This is a genomic window from Flavobacterium succinicans LMG 10402, assembly GCF_000611675.1.
Lineage (GTDB): Bacteria > Bacteroidota > Bacteroidia > Flavobacteriales > Flavobacteriaceae > Flavobacterium > Flavobacterium succinicans.
The window spans coordinates 17,502-32,840 of sequence record NZ_JATV01000022.1 but is presented as its reverse complement, the minus strand read 5'-3'; the positions used below and the strand labels follow the sequence as shown (position 1 = coordinate 32,840).

The window sequence follows — 15,339 nt, the reverse complement described above, 5'->3', positions numbered from 1 at the left end:
GCACAAGATTCAAGCATCCATCGAGGAACAAGGTCAATAATTTGTCGAATAACTGGTTTTTTGATATTTTTGTTTCGCCTGAAGAGTCCCATAAAGTATTATTTGTTTCGCAAAATCAAAAATACGGGATTCTCAGGCATTTTTTATTTTAGACTTTCGGATAGCTATGACATTTTCTAAACCAATATAAGTTCCTGCATACGGAAAACCGTTGGCTTCGGTCCAACTGATATTGTCTGCTACGTATTTAGCCAAATTTTTACCGTTTTTTTCCGAAGTTTTGCCTTCGTAGGTGCTTTTTATAATATCAAGATTTGTCATTGCTTTTTTATTTAAAGAACAGCTTGACAATGCCAAAAGCAAAGCCAAGCTGCATAGAATTGATTTTACCATTTCATTTCTCCTGTATTTACTTTTGCTCCTATCATCAAGGCAGTATCAAAAGTTAGTGTTGGATATTTTGTTTTCAAAGCTGTAATTAAAGCTTCGGATGTTGTATTGGTTTTTAAAGCTTCTTCATAGAATTGTATGTACGTTTTCGTGAAACTTACGGCAGTTACATCAAATGGAGAATTTGAATTGGCGTGAGCAGGAATTACAATTTCAGGATTCAAAGCTGTAATTTTATCTAAAACTGAAATCCAGTTTTTGCGAGCTTCTGCAGTTTGTGCATCTGCCATCCAAAGATGAAAAGTGGTTCCAAAAACATTTATTCCGCCAACAATTGCTTTGATAGAAGGAATCCAAACAAAAGTTTTAGAAGGAAATTCTTGCAAGCCAATAATTTCTAATTGATGACCTTCTAATTCAATGCTGTTTCCTTTTAAAACCTGAGGTAAAATAACATTTGAAGTAATGTTTTTACCCAATCTTTCGCCCCAAACGTCTATTTTTTTTTGAGCTGTTGCTTTAATATGTTCAATGGTTGCAGGTGTTGCATAGACTGTAACTTCTGGGAAATATTTTTTGAATACTTCTAGACCAAAGTAAAAATCTGGATCGCCGTGAGAAACAAAAATGGTGGTTAATTTTTTGCCAGATTTTTTTATTTCTTGTGCTACTTTTTCGGCATCCGCCAATGTAAATTGGGTGTCAATTAAAACCGCATCTTTTTTTCCGGATACAATTACAGATGCTACACCAAAACTGTTTTCGGATGAGTTGTAAACTTCAAGTTTTAAATCTTTGTTTTCAATTGTTTTGAAAGTTTGTGCTTGTGATTCCATAGTTAATAAAGTTAAAATGGTTAAAAAAACTGTTGAAATAATCTGTGATTTCATTATTTGCATTATTTAAATTAATACCGCAAAGATGAAATAGAAAGCACTATCAAAACATTAAACTAGTTTAATAAATGAAAAAAGAATCTTTATTATTTCGAACTAATTTTCTTTCTAATATTACTCAAAAAAACATTGGTAATACCCAAATAGGCAGCCACTTGAACATTAGACAGGCGTTGCAAAAGTTGTGGATATTTCTTAACGAAATCTACATAACGAGACCCTGCTGTTTTACTCATACTATCAATCATTCTGCGTTGGAGTGCAACATGCGTTTTTTGAGTCATTATCCTATATAGCTTTTCTATTTTCGGCAAATTTTCATAGGCAAAATCCTTGTTTTTTTTTGAAATTAAAAGTACCTCACTATCCTCAAGTGCTTCTATAAAAAGTTGAGAAGGTATTTCATTAGTAAAACTATCAATATCTGTAATCCACCAATCTTCTATAGCAAAATAGAGTATTTGCTCAAAACCATTTTTATCAATGTGATAAACCCTAAAAAGGCCTTTTGTTACAAAACCTTCAAACTTGCAAATTTCTCCTTCTCGCAACAAAAAACTTTTTTTCTTGATCGTTTTGTGTTCAAATAAATTGCAGAAAGCTTCCATTTCCGTATCTGAAAGTGAAATATGCGCTGCGATGTTTTTTTGAAGAAGTGTTGTCATAAGCTAAAAATTTATATGCTATTTCAAAGGTAAATAACTTCTCCTGACATTAAGATTTTCTATCCAAAAGATCCCAAATCATTTTCTACCTATCCTTTCAAAACTTAAAAACATACTTGTAAAACAAACAACATGAAATATTAATCTACACACTATTTGTTAACCTTTTCCTAATTCTGTACTTATATTATAAAGACAAAGTGTTTATTTTGCATAACTAAACTACTTCAATTTAACCCTAACATAAGACCAATATACTAGTAAAGAAGCCGACAGGAAACAATTCTCTTTTTTTTTGTTAACCAATCATTAACATTTGTACAGTAACAAATCACTTAAAAAATCGTCTACTTTGTAGTTCTAAAATTAACCTATGAAAAATTACTACATAACCGTTTATGTTATACTATGTATGTTGTTTTACCAAAATTTTTTGGCACAAGAAAAAAGCAACATTCCTTTACCTAAAGAAAGATTCACGCTAAGCGGAACCATTACTGACCAAAACAGTAATGAGACATTAATTGGTGTCAATATAGTTTTCCCTGAATTAAAAACAGGCGTAACTACCAACGAATATGGCTTTTATTCCATTACGATTCCAAAAGGAAAACACCAAGTTCAAATTTCGTACTTAGGATATCAAACTGTAAATGAAACGATCGATTTTTCTCAAAATACTCGTTCCAATTGGCAGCTTTCCAATCAAAACAATCAATTGAATGAAGTGATCATCACCGACAACCGTACCAAAACCGACATCAAGAAACCTGAGATGAGCGTCAACAAACTCTCGATGGCTACTATTAAAAAAATGCCGGTAGTATTGGGTGAAGCCGATGTTTTAAAATCAATTTTATTACTTCCGGGCGTAACCAATGCTGGTGAAGGCGCGTCAGGTTTCAACGTTCGAGGAGGTGGAGCCGATCAGAATTTAATTTTATTAGATGAAGCCACTATCTTCAATTCCTCACATGTTTTTGGATTTTTCTCGGTATTCAATCCCGATGCTATTAAAGATTTAAAACTATACAAAGGAGGTATTCCCTCCCGTTTTGGAGGAAGAGCTTCTTCGGTTTTGGATATTTATCAAAAGGATGGAAGTAGCAAAAAATTTCATATGAACGGAGGCATCGGTCTTATTACTAGTCGTTTATTAGCCGAGGGGCCGTTGGTAAAAGACAAAGGATCGTTTTTAATTGGAGGACGTGGATCCTACGCTCATTTATTTTTGAAATTATCACCAGAGCAAAAAGACAATTCAGCCTATTTTTATGACTTAAATGCTAAATTAAGCTATAAACTTACCGAAAATGACAACCTTTATTTTTCAGGATATTTTGGAAGAGATGTTTTCAGTTTAAGTCAACAACTTACCAATACTTATGGGAATTCAACGTTGAACTTACGATGGAATCATTTGTATTCAGACAAACTATTCTCCAATCTTTCCTTGATTTATAGCGATTATTATTATGGTTTACAATTGGATTTTGTAGGATTCAAATGGGACTCAGGCATTAAGAATTACAACATAAAATACGATTTTAAAAATTACGTTTCGGACTCTTTCAAACTCAATTATGGTTTGAATGCTATTTATTATGACTTCAATCCCGGTACTATTATTCCTTCAAGCGAGGAGTCAGGGATTAATAGAGATCAATTGGACAAAAAATATGCTTTGGAACCCGCTATCTACATCAGTGCTGATCATGATGTGACCAAAAACTTCAGTCTATCCTATGGTTTACGCTATAGTTTGTTTTATCGTTTGGGGCAATCCACTGTCAATATTTATGCAAACAATAATCCAGTGGTATTCAACAACGATCTTCAATTGTATGAAAAAGGAACGCCAATTGACACTAAATTTTACGGACGAAACGATGTGATTCAAAGTTTTGACAATTTTGAACCCCGCTTTTCAGCCTCCTATCAATTGAACGAAAACCAATCGATCAAAGCCAGCTATAATCGCATGGTACAATATTTACAATTGGTTTCGAATACTTCCTCACCTACTCCATTAGATGTTTGGACGCCGAGTGACAATTTTATCAAGCCACAATTGGCGGATCAGGTGGCTTTGGGTTATTTTAAAAACTTCAAAGAAGGCATGTATTCGTTAGAAGTGGAAACCTATTTCAAAAAAATAAAAAACCGTATCGATTACATTGATGGAGCAGAATTGATTGCCAACAAAGCATTGGAACAAGTGGTGTTAAATGGTCAAATGCGCGCTTACGGTCTTGAAATTCTTTTAAAGAAAAACGAAGGCAAATTGAATGGTTGGATTTCGTATACCTTATCCAAATCCGAGCAACAAACGCCTGGTAGAAATGCACTTGAAACCGGAATCAATAATGGCCAATGGTATAATTCTGTGTACGACAAATTACATAATTTAGCCATCACTAGTTCGTACGCGTTGAATGACAAATGGACGTTTGGTGCTAATTTTTCTTTACAAAGTGGACAACCTGTTACCTATCCTGAAGGGCAATATGAGTACGAAGACATTATTGTGCCAAGCTACGGATTGCGAAATGCGAATCGTTTACCTGCTTATCATCATTTAGACATTGCCGCGACTTTGACCCCAAGAAAAAACAACAATCGCAATTACAAAACCGAATGGGTTTTTAGTATTTACAACTTGTACAATCGAAGAAACGCCGCCTCGATCAATTTTAGACAAAACATTGACACTGGCCTAAATGAAGCTGTACGAACGTCAATTTTCGGAATGGTTCCCGCGGTTAGTTATAATTTTAAATTTTAAGCATCATGCAAAAATTCACTTTTTTATTCCTATTTATAGCCTCTATCTTATCCATAAGTTGTGAGGATGTTATTGACGTTAACCTAAAAACAGCCCCTCCAAAGCTCGTGATTCAAGCGTCAATCAATTGGCAAAAAGGAACACCTGGCAATACCCAAGTAATTAAACTAACTACGACCACAGATTATTTCAGCAATGTAATTCCTGTAGTAAGCGGCGCAACCATAAAAGTGACCAACAGTTCCAATACAGTATTCAACTTTATTGAAAAAGAAAACACTGGAGAATATATTTGCACCAATTTCATCCCAGCAATAAACGAAACCTACACCCTGTCGGTACTAAGCAAAGGACAATCCTACACAGCGACCGAAACTCTTAAACCCGTGCCAGCGATTACTAGAATTGAACAAAAAAATGACAGCGGTTTTTCTGGAGATGAGATCGAGGTAAAATCATATTACAATGACCCCGCCAATACGCCCAATTACTATTTGTATAAATTTTCATCCTCGTCTCAAAAAAAATCAAGTCTTTATGTGGATCGAGATGAATTCTTTGATGGCAATGAATTTTTTAGTATTGCTCAAATTGACGATCTTAAAAAAGGAGATATCGTTAATATTACCCACTATGGCATATCGAAATCCTACCATAGCTACATGAGCATTCTAGTCAATATATCTGGTAATAGTGGAGGTGGACCTTTTCAATCTCCCCCAGCTACCGTTCGAGGAAACATCATTAACACTACTGATAAAGCCAATTATCCTTTAGGGTATTTTTCATTAAGTGAAATTGATACGAGATATTATACGGTTCAATAACTTCCTTTTTCAAACTCAGTATGCTTATCCCAACGCTAAAAACACTATTTACTAGAGACTTAACAAAGTTAAAAAACGAAATAGCGTCCTATCAAGACGAAAATGCAGTATGGCGCTCCAATCAGTACATCAACAACTCGGCTGGAAATCTTTGTTTGCATATCGTAGGTAATTTGAATACCTACATTGGAGCTGAAATTGGCAAAACAAACTTCGTACGCAACAGGGAACTCGAATTTTCAGCCAAAAATATTCCAAAAGATGTGTTGATTGAAAAAATAGAAGACACTATTACTGTTGTTAATGAATCGTTGGACAAGTTAACAGAGGCAGACATGACAAAGAGCTATCCTCTTTTGGTTTTAGACACAAAAACGACCTATGCCTTTTTTTTAGTGCATCTAAGTTCTCATTTATCATATCATTTGGGTCAAATCACTTACCACCACAGATTTTTTGATCATTAATTCAAACGGATAACTTTTGTACATTTGCTCCTTACAATTTAAAATCAAATACTAAACATGTCCTCACACCATATCGTTCGCGACGATCAAGAACCAGCTCTAATTATTGCTAATGGTGCGGCGTGCCAGCCCGAATTATTAGGACAATTATTAGAATGGTCCCCTTTAGTTGTAGTACTCGACTCGGCCATTGTAAGAGTGATGGAATTGGATGTAAAAATTGATGTTTTATTGGGAGATTTTGATCGTGATTTTGATCCTGAAATATACAAAACCACTCAGTACCCGCTAGAAATAGTGCACACTCCCGATCAAAACAAAACCGATCTAGAAAAAGCACTGGACTACCTCATCGAACGAAACATTCCTGCGGTAAATATTGTTTGGGCCACTGGCAAACGTGCCGATCACACCATAACCAATCTCACCAATATTGTACGGTACCGAGATTTAATTAAAATTGTGATTTTGGACGACCATTCAAAGATTTTTTTATTGCCCAATAAATTCCAAAAATGGTACACGGCGCGCACTCCGATTTCACTAATCCCAATTGGGGTAGTAACCGGAATTCACTCCCAAAACCTAGTGTATCCCTTGACCAACGACACCCTTACCATAGGCTATAGAACCGGAAGCAGCAATGCGGTAGCTGCAGATGGCCTAGTAACCATTGAACATGCCGAGGGCGATTTATTATTGATGGAATGCATGGATTAATTTAAAAAAAGGAATCCGTATCTTTACCTCGAAACTCAGAAAATGAAACCGAAAAACCCGTCCGAAAAACAAAATTTACATCCCAGAAATCAACACCGTTTTGGCTACGATTTTGACTATTTAATTGAAGTATTACCTGAACTCAATTCTTTTGTAGGCAATAACGAACATCAAATTCAGACTCTTGATTTTAGTAGTCCCGAAGCTGTAAAAGCCTTGAATAAATCCCTTTTAATTGCGTATTACGACTTGAAGTATTGGGACATTCCCAATGATTTCCTGTGTCCTCCAATTCCAGGACGTGTAGATTATGTGCATTATTTAGCCGATTTATTAGCTGAAAGCAATAATGGAATCGTGCCAAGAGGCGAAAACGTTCAGGGACTTGATATTGGAATGGGCGCCAATTGTATTTATCCTATTTTAGGAAATGCCGTTTATGGTTGGAGCTTTGTTGGTACAGACATTGATGAAAAAGCCATACAAAATTGCAAACAAATCATCGAAAAAAATCCAAAACTAATCGATGCAGTAAGCCTTCAATTACAAACGGAACCTCGATTTATTTTTAAAAACATCATGGAACCTGAGGACAAATTTGCGTTTACGATTTGTAACCCACCCTTTCACAACTCCAAAGAAGAAGCTACCAAAGTCGCTGTTCGAAAAGTAAACAATCTAGAAAACAAAAGAATAACTACTCCTGTTTTAAACTTTGGGGGACAAAACGCAGAATTATGGTGCCCAGGAGGCGAATTAGGCTTTATCACCCAAATGATTTACGAAAGCGCTAAATACCCGATGCAATGCCTTTGGTTTACTACTTTAGTGTCCAAACAATCTCATTTGAATAGTTTATACAAAACATTAAACAAAGTACATGCCGCCACTATTAAAACCATTGACATGGCGCAAGGTCAAAAAACTAGCCGCATCTTGGCGTGGACCTTTTTGACCGAAAAACAACAAAAGGAATGGAAATTTGAATAGTAATTAATTAGCAAATAAAACTTTATATTTGTATGTAATTAAAATACAATAATTATGTTACCTGAAAAGAAAGCTAAAAAAATAGTGTTTCGCTCAAATGCCAAAGAAGTATCAAATTTAAAAGTAGCAGGGAAAAAAGCAGCACTAATCGCAATAAGAGAAAACAAAGCTCTTGGCTTATCCTTTACTTACAATAACGGCAATAAGGTTGTTTGCGAAAGTGCCAATGGAGAAATTCTTGAACTAAACACTAAACCTTTAAGATCCTCCTTAAAAATAAAGAAAGGTACAATATTGTATCTCAAATCAAAGTAAAATAAGGCTTTTTGCTGGCCCTAACGGTTCTGGAAAAACATCTTTATACAATATAATAAGTAAAAATTACCAATCTGGCATCTTCATAAATGCTGATGAAATAGAAAAAAAATTACAAACCAAAGGCTTAATCGATTTAACTGACTTTGGTCTAAAAGTAACTTCAAAAGATCTAGAACAATACACTCTTTTAGATGATAGCCAGTCTTTATTAGCCAAAGCTAAACAAGAAAATTTCAGAATTGATTTAATTATAGCCGAAAATTTCATTGTAAATAAACCCAAAAAAACAAACAGTTACGAAGCTGCTTTTGCCGCAGCCTTTATTCGTTTTTTACTCCTAAAAGAACAAAAATCATTTTCTTACGAAACCGTAATGAGTAACAGCTCTAAACTCAGAGAATTAGAGATAGCAAAAAAATCTGGCTTTAAAACGTATCTTTATTTTATCTGTACCGATGATTTTCATAAAAACATAGACAGGGTTCGGCTTAGAGTTGCAAAAGGAGGTCATAATGTTGATGGAAGTAAAATTGAAAAAAGATATTTCAAAACGTTAGAAAACCTTTCAGAGGCAATAAAAATAGTAGATCGCGCTTTTTTATTTGATAATTCTGGAAAAAAAATGGATTTACTTGCAGAAATTTACAAAGGACAAGCTATAAAATTCCACACTTCAGACCTTCCTTTGTGGTTTGAGGAGTATGTCTACAACAAATTTGATTTATGATTTTTTAACCCGTACTTGAAAGGCATATTCATACGTGTCCAAATCATGAAATGAAATGCAATCAACGGGTACAAAAGACAAGTAAGAGATTAATTTTTCTTTCGTAAAACGTTGTGACCAAAACCGCTCTTGGGTGGCGGTAAAACTATCTTCAGGAGCAGTAATCACTGTCATTCCCATTTTTTTATAGCTGAATTCTTGTTTGAATCTAGTAGCCTCATTGTCTTTGTAACAAGCTCCTAAAATAATCTCTCCTTGAGGGCCTAACAAACTATAAACTTGAGAAAAAACTGAGGTAAACTTAGGATTCCTACTTAGATCTAACTTTTGAAAGGACTTAGGATAGTTTTCAAAATCAAAATCATCGGGATAAAAATTACCCGGCGTAAACCAAGTGCAAATAACCAAATCGAAAGTGGCTGTTAGTTTCTGTAAATGAACGGCATCCATTTGAATCAAGGTTACTTTATCAGTTATACCTAAAGTATTCACCCTTTTTGAGGCTAAGTCCAAACATAAAACAGCATTATCGGTACCTGTATAATGCGCCACATGCTGCCATATTTCGGGAATATCGTGGAGGTTTTGAATGACACGACCACTCCCTACCCCAATATCTAAAATACTAATGGGTCGTTGTAAACGGTTGGCTAACTCGTAAATCACTGCTTTTAATGCAATACATTCGGCCCATTGCGCTTGAATCAAATAAGGAGAAAGATAATTTTCGTCAAAAGAATGGGCAACCGTCGCTGGATTATCATACATATTCATAGTTTTGAAAGTAAGCGTTTGATGGAGTGTAATTTACAAAATAATTTAAAGCTGCAATTCTGATAGAAGAATCAATGTATTGCTGATTTTAAAAAAATGATTTATGATTTGAATGCTGCTAAAAAAGCCAATTGTAACTCTCTAACCCCGATAGGAGCGGCATCCTTGCTGGGCGGGGTTCGCCCAGCAAGATATAGCGGATAGCGGGACTTTGCTGGGTAAAATGCCTATTGTGTGGGTTACTAAAAATAACAACTGTTAAGGCTCATAAATTCAGGATTAGCTGTATTTTTGTGAATCATTTCTTCACAACAATCTTATTAGCTCGCCCACCAATGAAATTCCAAATTGTATCAGATTACCAACCTACGGGTGACCAACCTCAAGCGATAGAAAAATTAGCGCAAGGAATTGTGGCGGGCGACCCTTTTCAGACGCTGTTGGGTGTGACTGGGTCTGGAAAAACATTTACGGTTGCCAACGTCATTCAAGAAGTTCAAAAACCAACGCTGATATTGGCGCACAACAAAACGTTGGCCGCACAGTTGTACTCGGAATTCAAACAGTTTTTCCCAAACAATGCGGTGGAATATTTTGTGTCGTATTACGATTATTACCAACCCGAGGCGTTTATGCCTGTTACGGGAGTTTTTATAGAAAAAGATTTGTCTATCAATGAAGAGTTAGAAAAAATGCGTTTGAGCACGACTTCCTCTTTATTGTCTGGACGAAGAGATATTATAGTGGTCGCCTCGGTTTCTTGCATTTATGGTATTGGAAATCCAGTGGAGTTTCAAAAGAACGTAATTGCCATCGAAGTCAACCAAATGATTTCAAGAACTAAATTGCTACACAGCTTAGTGCAAAGTTTGTATTCTAGAACCGAAGCCGAATTTACCCCAGGAAATTTCAGAATTAAAGGTGATACGGTTGAAGTCTACCCAAGTTATGCCGATGATGCCTTCAGAATTCATTTTTTTGGTGATGAAATCGAAGAAATAGAAAGCTTTGATACCAAAACGGCTCAAGTTATTGAACGCTTTGAAAAATTGACGATTTATCCCGCCAATATGTTCGTGACTTCGCCTGATGTGCTACAAAATGCCATTTGGGAAATCCAGCAAGATTTAGTCAAGCAAGTGGATTATTTTAAAGAAATAGGCAAACATTTAGAAGCCAAACGACTTGAAGAACGCACCAACTTCGATTTAGAAATGATTCGAGAATTGGGCTATTGTTCTGGAATTGAAAATTATTCTCGTTACCTTGACGGAAGAGAAGCGGGCTCAAGGCCTTTCTGTTTATTGGATTATTTCCCCAATGATTTTTTATTGGTAGTCGATGAAAGCCACGTGACTTTGTCGCAAGTACAAGCTATGTATGGTGGCGACCGTTCAAGAAAAGAAAACTTGGTAGAATATGGTTTTCGCTTACCTGCGGCTATGGACAATCGCCCTTTGAAATTCGAAGAATTTGAAGCCATGCAAAATCAAGTCATTTATGTGTCTGCCACACCTGCGGATTATGAATTACAAAAATGTGATGGTGTTTATGTAGAGCAAATTATTCGCCCCACAGGCTTGTTAGACCCGATTATCGAAATTCGTCCAAGTTTGAATCAAATTGATGATTTAATCGAAGAAATACAAGTACGATGCGAATTAGATGAGCGTGTTTTGGTCACCACTTTAACCAAAAGAATGGCCGAAGAATTGGCTAAATACTTAACTAAAGTTTCCATTCGTTGTCGCTATATTCACTCAGATGTAGATACATTGGAGCGTATCGAAATTATGCAAGATTTACGAAAAGGCTTATTTGACGTATTGATTGGAGTCAATTTATTGAGAGAAGGATTGGATTTGCCTGAAGTGTCTTTGGTTGCTATTTTGGATGCCGACAAAGAAGGGTTTCTTAGAAGCCATCGTTCACTCACCCAAACCATTGGTCGTGCAGCAAGAAACTTAAACGGAAAAGCGATTATGTATGCCGATAAAATTACTGCGAGTATGCAAAAAACAATTGATGAAACCAATTATCGCCGTACCAAACAAATCAATTACAACACCCAACACAATAAAGTTCCGCAAGCTTTAGATAAAAAAATAGACAGTGCTTTTACTAAAAATCCACTGGTGGAATACGAATTAGGCCATACTATTGCAAAAGCAGCAGAACCAGACACGGCTTATCTTTCAAAACCAGAATTGGAAAAATTAATTCGTGAAAAACGAAAAGCGATGGAAAAAGCCGCAAAAGATTTAGATTTTATGCAGGCTGCCAAGTTCCGCGATGAAATTAAAGCATTACAAGAGAAACTCTCTTAATTGTGTTGTTCTTGAAACATTCCTAACAATGCTTTGGCATCAATCATAGCATTAGGAGATTCCTGCATCATTTGCAAAACTCGTTTGGTAGCTCCTGGATTTAACCCCATATCAATGGCTATTTGATAAATAGCCACCGACTCTTTATGATGCAAAACACCATCACTATGCATAAGTAGTGCTAATCTATAAAATTGTTGAATACGCTGAAATTCTGATTTAATGGGCAAATGAGGTAACTCTTGATGAAACAAATCAGCATACTGCTCTTTAGTAAATCCCAGTTGTTTTGCTACTATTCGGATAAAGCCAAACTCGCGATGATGTAATTTCCCATCGATCACAGAAAAACTTATCATTTCTAAAAGTAAACTTCTTTTTTCTTCAAAACTATTCATCAATTTCTTATTTTTAGCTAAATTATTGTTTTTATATGTATCCACAAAATTCAATTATGTCTAAAAAAACAATCCTATTTTTTTGCTTCTTTTTTCTTCTGGCGAAAGGATGGACACAGGAAACCACTGCTTCTGCTCAAGTAAGTACTTTTAGTATTCCATCACCTGAGTTACAAATAACAAAAAAAATCTGGCTCTACTTACCCAAAAACTATAGCGCTTCCAAGAAGAAATATTCCGTGATTTATATGCCTGATGCTCAAAATTTATTTGATGCCAAAACAGCCTACAGTGGCGAATGGAATATTGATGAAAAATTAGACAGTCTGAACGCACAAATAATAGTTGTGGGAATTGAACACGGAAACGAAAAACGACTAGAAGAGCTCACACCCTATCTGCACGAAAAATACGGCGGCGGCAAGGCGAATCAATATTTAGATTTTATTGTCAACACCTTAAAGCCGAGCATCGACAAAAAATACCGCACCAAAACCGACAAAACACATACACTTATAATTGGCAGCTCCTTGGGTGGATTGACAGCTTTTTACACCACGCTAAAGTATCCCGAAGTTTTCGGCAAAGCAGGCGTTTTTTCTCCTGCCTTCTGGATTAACAGAAAGGATATTATCGCATTAACAGAACAAACTCAAAAGATAAAAGCAAAATACTATTTCCTGTGTGGAGATAAAGAAGGTGACGATGACAGTATGGTCAAAGACTTGAATACAATAGAAAACATCATCAATACCAAGCGTTGTTCCTGTAAACATTTGAACACAAAGACCATAATAAAAGGCGGCCAACACAACGAAAAATTATGGCGAGATGGTTTTGTAAAAGCCTTACTTTGGTTGGGCTACTAATCCTTTTTTAGAACAATAAAAATTAATGTTATGCAACTAATCCTTCGCGAATACAACCTCAAACTAAAACACACCTTCACCATTTCTAGAGAATCTATCGATTTTCAACCTTCACTAATTGTAGAACTCCAAAGTGATGGCCATTCGGGTTTTGGCGAAGCAACTTCCAATCCTTATTATCACACCACGGTGCCGATGATGCGCGCGGATTTGGAAAAAATTAGACCTCTGATAGAAAACACAACAACAGAAACTCCCGAAGAATTTTGGGATAAAGTACATCCTTATTTAAAAGACGATATGTTTGCACTTTGCGCTTTAGACTTGGCTTATAATGATTTATATGCTCGCAAAAAAGGCAAAAAACTATATGAGCTTTGGAATTTCACTACCGATAAAAATCCATTAACAGATTATACCATCGGTATTGCTTCTATTGAAAAAATGGTTGCCAAAATGAAAGAACTCCCTTGGCCTATCTATAAAATTAAATTAGGAACCAAAGAAGACATCGAAATCGTAACTGAATTACGTAAACACACAGACGCCATCTTCAGAATCGATGCGAACTGCGGTTGGGGCGTTGAAGAAACCATTTCTAATTCCATAACTTTAAAAAAACTCGGCGTCGAATTCTTGGAACAACCTATGAAAGCCGATAATTGGGAAGCGCACAAAGAAGTTTTCAAACACTCCGCTTTACCAATCATTGCTGATGAAAGCTGTATTATCGAATCCGATGTTGCCAAATGCCACAATCATTTCCACGGCGTAAATGTCAAATTGGTAAAATGTGGCGGCCTCACTCCTGGCAAACGTATGCTGGAAGAAGCCAAAAAACTGGGGCTAAAAACTATGGTAGGTTGTATGACCGAATCTTCAGTAGGCATCTCGGCCATTGCTCATTTATTACCGTTGTTAGATTACGTCGACATGGATGGCGCACTGTTATTAGATCAAGATATAGCCACTGGTGTAACCCTTGATTTTGGAAAAGTAAACTACTCAGACGGCAACGGAACTGGGGTGACACTTTTATAATTCGTATGAAAGTCCATCAATTCCCCAATCGTACAATCGAAATCAACCAAGAAATCTTCCGCTATTTTGGTGGAACGGCTTATCTTGGTTTGCCAACTTTACCCGAATTTCAAGAAATTATCTTCAAAAATATCCAGCGTTGGGGCACCGCATACGGAAGTTCAAGAAACGCAAACGTCCAATTGAGCGCCTACGACACTGGCGAAACTCACCTTGCGCAATTCGTTCAGACTGATGCCGCAGTTACCGTGTCATCTGGAATGCTAGCAGGCAAACTAACTATAGATTTTTTAAGCACAAGTACGGATGTTTTTTATCATTTCCCAAATTCGCATCCTGCCATTCAAAGAAAAGACAGTCTGCCTCTATTTATAAACAATCAATTAAACCCTAGAATTTTAGATACAAAAAAAGAAAAAATTACCCTGCTCACAGATGCCGTTCCATCATTTGAAACCCAACCCATAAACCTAAAAATTCTCGAGAGCATTCCCTCTCACAAAGAAATAACTTTGGTCATAGACGAATCCCACTCTATCGGAATCCTTGGCAAAAACGGCTCAGGAATTTATTCGAGCATCACGAATCCTAACATCAAACGCAAAATTTTAGTCGCCTCACTTGGCAAAGCTTTTGGATTAACAGGCGGAGTAATTGCTGGTGACTCCAGTTTTATTCAAGAAATCAAAAATTACGACACCTTCATCGCAGCCGCTGGAATGAATCCTGCCTACGTACAAACCATTGCAGAAACTGGGCATTTAGTACAACAGCAACTTCAAAAATTACAGGACAATTTGAACTATCTCGCTCAACATTTACAACCCAATTCCAAAATCAATTTCAGCGCAAACTATCCTTCCATTTACTTAGATTGGAACAAGAGCTATGATATATTGTTGCAAAACAAAATCGTAATCACCCATTTTGATTATCCCTCAGACCAAAAAACCTTGAACCGAATCGTCATTTCGGCCAATCATCAAAAAGAAGACCTTGACCAACTAGTTCAAGTTTTAAATTCCTTTTCATAGGTTTTAGGAGCAGAAAAAAGGCTTCTATGCCATCATAGAACCCGTCATCCGCTATATCTTTGCTTTTTTAAAGAAAAAAAGCAAAGGATGCCGCTACTACCGGGGCTAAAA

Annotated in this window: 16 protein-coding genes; 11 read left to right on the top strand and 5 right to left on the bottom strand. The window is 36.2% G+C overall.

All coding sequences use genetic code 11. The features are described 5' to 3' along the window. Positions 1 to 132: 132 nt before the first annotated feature. The 3 genes from AO58_RS17395 to AO58_RS0115950 form a co-directional block, all read right to left on the bottom strand. Positions 133 to 321, bottom strand: a complete 189-nt coding sequence (locus AO58_RS17395) for a nuclear transport factor 2-like protein (RefSeq protein ID WP_244530718.1) — start codon at positions 319 to 321, stop codon at positions 133 to 135. Positions 322 to 386: 65 nt separating this feature from the next. After that, positions 387 to 1,280 (bottom strand): MBL fold metallo-hydrolase, encoded by an 894-nt coding sequence (locus tag AO58_RS0115955; RefSeq protein ID WP_024982649.1) that lies wholly within the window; start codon positions 1,278 to 1,280, stop codon positions 387 to 389. A 92-nt stretch (positions 1,281 to 1,372) separates the two neighbouring features. Continuing rightward, positions 1,373 to 1,951 carry a Crp/Fnr family transcriptional regulator gene (locus AO58_RS0115950; protein ID WP_024982648.1) on the bottom strand — a complete coding sequence of 193 codons (579 nt, stop codon included), beginning with the start codon at positions 1,949 to 1,951 and terminating at the stop codon, positions 1,373 to 1,375. 412 nt (positions 1,952 to 2,363) lie between these two features. On the opposite strand from AO58_RS0115950, the gene AO58_RS0115945 reads away from it, so the two are divergent. The 7 genes from AO58_RS0115945 (at position 2,364) to AO58_RS18060 (ending at position 8,785) form a co-directional block, all read left to right on the top strand. Continuing rightward, the gene (locus AO58_RS0115945; protein ID WP_051536744.1) at positions 2,364 to 4,736 is read left to right on the top strand and encodes a TonB-dependent receptor; all 2,373 of its coding nucleotides are present in this window, start codon (positions 2,364 to 2,366) and stop codon (positions 4,734 to 4,736) included. 5 nt (positions 4,737 to 4,741) lie between these two features. Further along, a complete protein-coding gene (locus tag AO58_RS0115940; protein WP_024982646.1) occupies positions 4,742 to 5,563 on the top strand; it encodes a DUF4249 domain-containing protein in 822 nt (273 codons plus the stop codon). A 20-nt stretch (positions 5,564 to 5,583) separates the two neighbouring features. Beyond that, on the top strand, positions 5,584 to 6,030 hold the full coding sequence (locus AO58_RS0115935; RefSeq protein ID WP_024982645.1) for a DUF1572 family protein: 447 nt from the start codon (positions 5,584 to 5,586) through the stop codon (positions 6,028 to 6,030). Positions 6,031 to 6,087: 57 nt separating this feature from the next. After that, complete coding sequence (locus AO58_RS0115930; RefSeq protein WP_024982644.1) at positions 6,088 to 6,750, top strand: thiamine diphosphokinase; 663 nt, start codon at positions 6,088 to 6,090, stop codon at positions 6,748 to 6,750. A gap of 42 nt (positions 6,751 to 6,792) precedes the next feature. Next, a complete protein-coding gene (rlmF, locus tag AO58_RS0115925) occupies positions 6,793 to 7,740 on the top strand; it encodes a 23S rRNA (adenine(1618)-N(6))-methyltransferase RlmF (protein WP_024982643.1) in 948 nt (315 codons plus the stop codon). 54 nt (positions 7,741 to 7,794) lie between these two features. Next, on the top strand, positions 7,795 to 8,055 hold the full coding sequence (locus AO58_RS0115920) for a hypothetical protein (protein ID WP_024982642.1): 261 nt from the start codon (positions 7,795 to 7,797) through the stop codon (positions 8,053 to 8,055). Between the two features lie 376 nt (positions 8,056 to 8,431). After that, positions 8,432 to 8,785 (top strand): ATPase, encoded by a 354-nt coding sequence (locus AO58_RS18060; RefSeq protein ID WP_139225586.1) that lies wholly within the window; start codon positions 8,432 to 8,434, stop codon positions 8,783 to 8,785. Here the strand turns inward: AO58_RS18060 and AO58_RS0115910 are convergent. Further along, positions 8,780 to 9,553, bottom strand: coding sequence for a class I SAM-dependent methyltransferase (locus AO58_RS0115910; RefSeq protein ID WP_162150411.1), 774 nt, complete (start codon positions 9,551 to 9,553; stop codon positions 8,780 to 8,782). The genes AO58_RS18060 and AO58_RS0115910 overlap by 6 nt on opposite strands. A 341-nt stretch (positions 9,554 to 9,894) precedes the next feature. On the opposite strand from AO58_RS0115910, the gene uvrB reads away from it, so the two are divergent. Then, the gene (uvrB, locus tag AO58_RS0115905; RefSeq protein ID WP_024982639.1) at positions 9,895 to 11,886 is read left to right on the top strand and encodes an excinuclease ABC subunit UvrB; all 1,992 of its coding nucleotides are present in this window, start codon (positions 9,895 to 9,897) and stop codon (positions 11,884 to 11,886) included. On the opposite strand, the gene AO58_RS0115900 is transcribed toward uvrB, so the two are convergent. Next, positions 11,883 to 12,329 carry an excinuclease ABC subunit B gene (locus AO58_RS0115900; protein ID WP_306372115.1) on the bottom strand — a complete coding sequence of 149 codons (447 nt, stop codon included), beginning with the start codon at positions 12,327 to 12,329 and terminating at the stop codon, positions 11,883 to 11,885. The genes uvrB and AO58_RS0115900 overlap by 4 nt on opposite strands. Positions 12,330 to 12,340: 11 nt before the next feature. On the opposite strand from AO58_RS0115900, the gene AO58_RS0115895 reads away from it, so the two are divergent. From AO58_RS0115895 to AO58_RS0115885, 3 genes are read left to right on the top strand one after another with little or no spacing between them, the layout of a single operon-like run. After that, positions 12,341 to 13,153 carry an alpha/beta hydrolase gene (locus tag AO58_RS0115895; protein WP_024982637.1) on the top strand — a complete coding sequence of 271 codons (813 nt, stop codon included), beginning with the start codon at positions 12,341 to 12,343 and terminating at the stop codon, positions 13,151 to 13,153. Positions 13,154 to 13,183: 30 nt separating this feature from the next. Beyond that, positions 13,184 to 14,194 carry a dipeptide epimerase gene (locus AO58_RS0115890; protein WP_024982636.1) on the top strand — a complete coding sequence of 337 codons (1,011 nt, stop codon included), beginning with the start codon at positions 13,184 to 13,186 and terminating at the stop codon, positions 14,192 to 14,194. A 5-nt stretch (positions 14,195 to 14,199) separates the two neighbouring features. Beyond that, a complete protein-coding gene (locus tag AO58_RS0115885; RefSeq protein ID WP_024982635.1) occupies positions 14,200 to 15,228 on the top strand; it encodes an aminotransferase class I/II-fold pyridoxal phosphate-dependent enzyme in 1,029 nt (342 codons plus the stop codon). Positions 15,229 to 15,339: the final 111 nt, after the last annotated feature.

Coding starts and splice junctions, on each gene's coding strand:
- uvrB (WP_024982639.1), top strand. CDS start 9,895: ATGAAATTCCAAATTGTATCAGATTACCAACCTACGGGTGACCAACCT.
- AO58_RS0115910 (WP_162150411.1), bottom strand. CDS start 9,553: ATGTATGATAATCCAGCGACGGTTGCCCATTCTTTTGACGAAAATTAT.
- AO58_RS17395 (WP_244530718.1), bottom strand. CDS start 321: ATGACAAATCTTGATATTATAAAAAGCACCTACGAAGGCAAAACTTCG.
- AO58_RS18060 (WP_139225586.1), top strand. CDS start 8,432: ATGAGTAACAGCTCTAAACTCAGAGAATTAGAGATAGCAAAAAAATCT.
- AO58_RS0115950 (WP_024982648.1), bottom strand. CDS start 1,951: ATGACAACACTTCTTCAAAAAAACATCGCAGCGCATATTTCACTTTCA.
- rlmF (WP_024982643.1), top strand. CDS start 6,793: ATGAAACCGAAAAACCCGTCCGAAAAACAAAATTTACATCCCAGAAAT.
- AO58_RS0115955 (WP_024982649.1), bottom strand. CDS start 1,280: ATGAAATCACAGATTATTTCAACAGTTTTTTTAACCATTTTAACTTTA.
- AO58_RS0115935 (WP_024982645.1), top strand. CDS start 5,584: ATGCTTATCCCAACGCTAAAAACACTATTTACTAGAGACTTAACAAAG.
- AO58_RS0115930 (WP_024982644.1), top strand. CDS start 6,088: ATGTCCTCACACCATATCGTTCGCGACGATCAAGAACCAGCTCTAATT.
- AO58_RS0115945 (WP_051536744.1), top strand. CDS start 2,364: ATGTTGTTTTACCAAAATTTTTTGGCACAAGAAAAAAGCAACATTCCT.
- AO58_RS0115890 (WP_024982636.1), top strand. CDS start 13,184: ATGCAACTAATCCTTCGCGAATACAACCTCAAACTAAAACACACCTTC.
- AO58_RS0115895 (WP_024982637.1), top strand. CDS start 12,341: ATGTCTAAAAAAACAATCCTATTTTTTTGCTTCTTTTTTCTTCTGGCG.
- AO58_RS0115940 (WP_024982646.1), top strand. CDS start 4,742: ATGCAAAAATTCACTTTTTTATTCCTATTTATAGCCTCTATCTTATCC.
- AO58_RS0115885 (WP_024982635.1), top strand. CDS start 14,200: ATGAAAGTCCATCAATTCCCCAATCGTACAATCGAAATCAACCAAGAA.
- AO58_RS0115920 (WP_024982642.1), top strand. CDS start 7,795: ATGTTACCTGAAAAGAAAGCTAAAAAAATAGTGTTTCGCTCAAATGCC.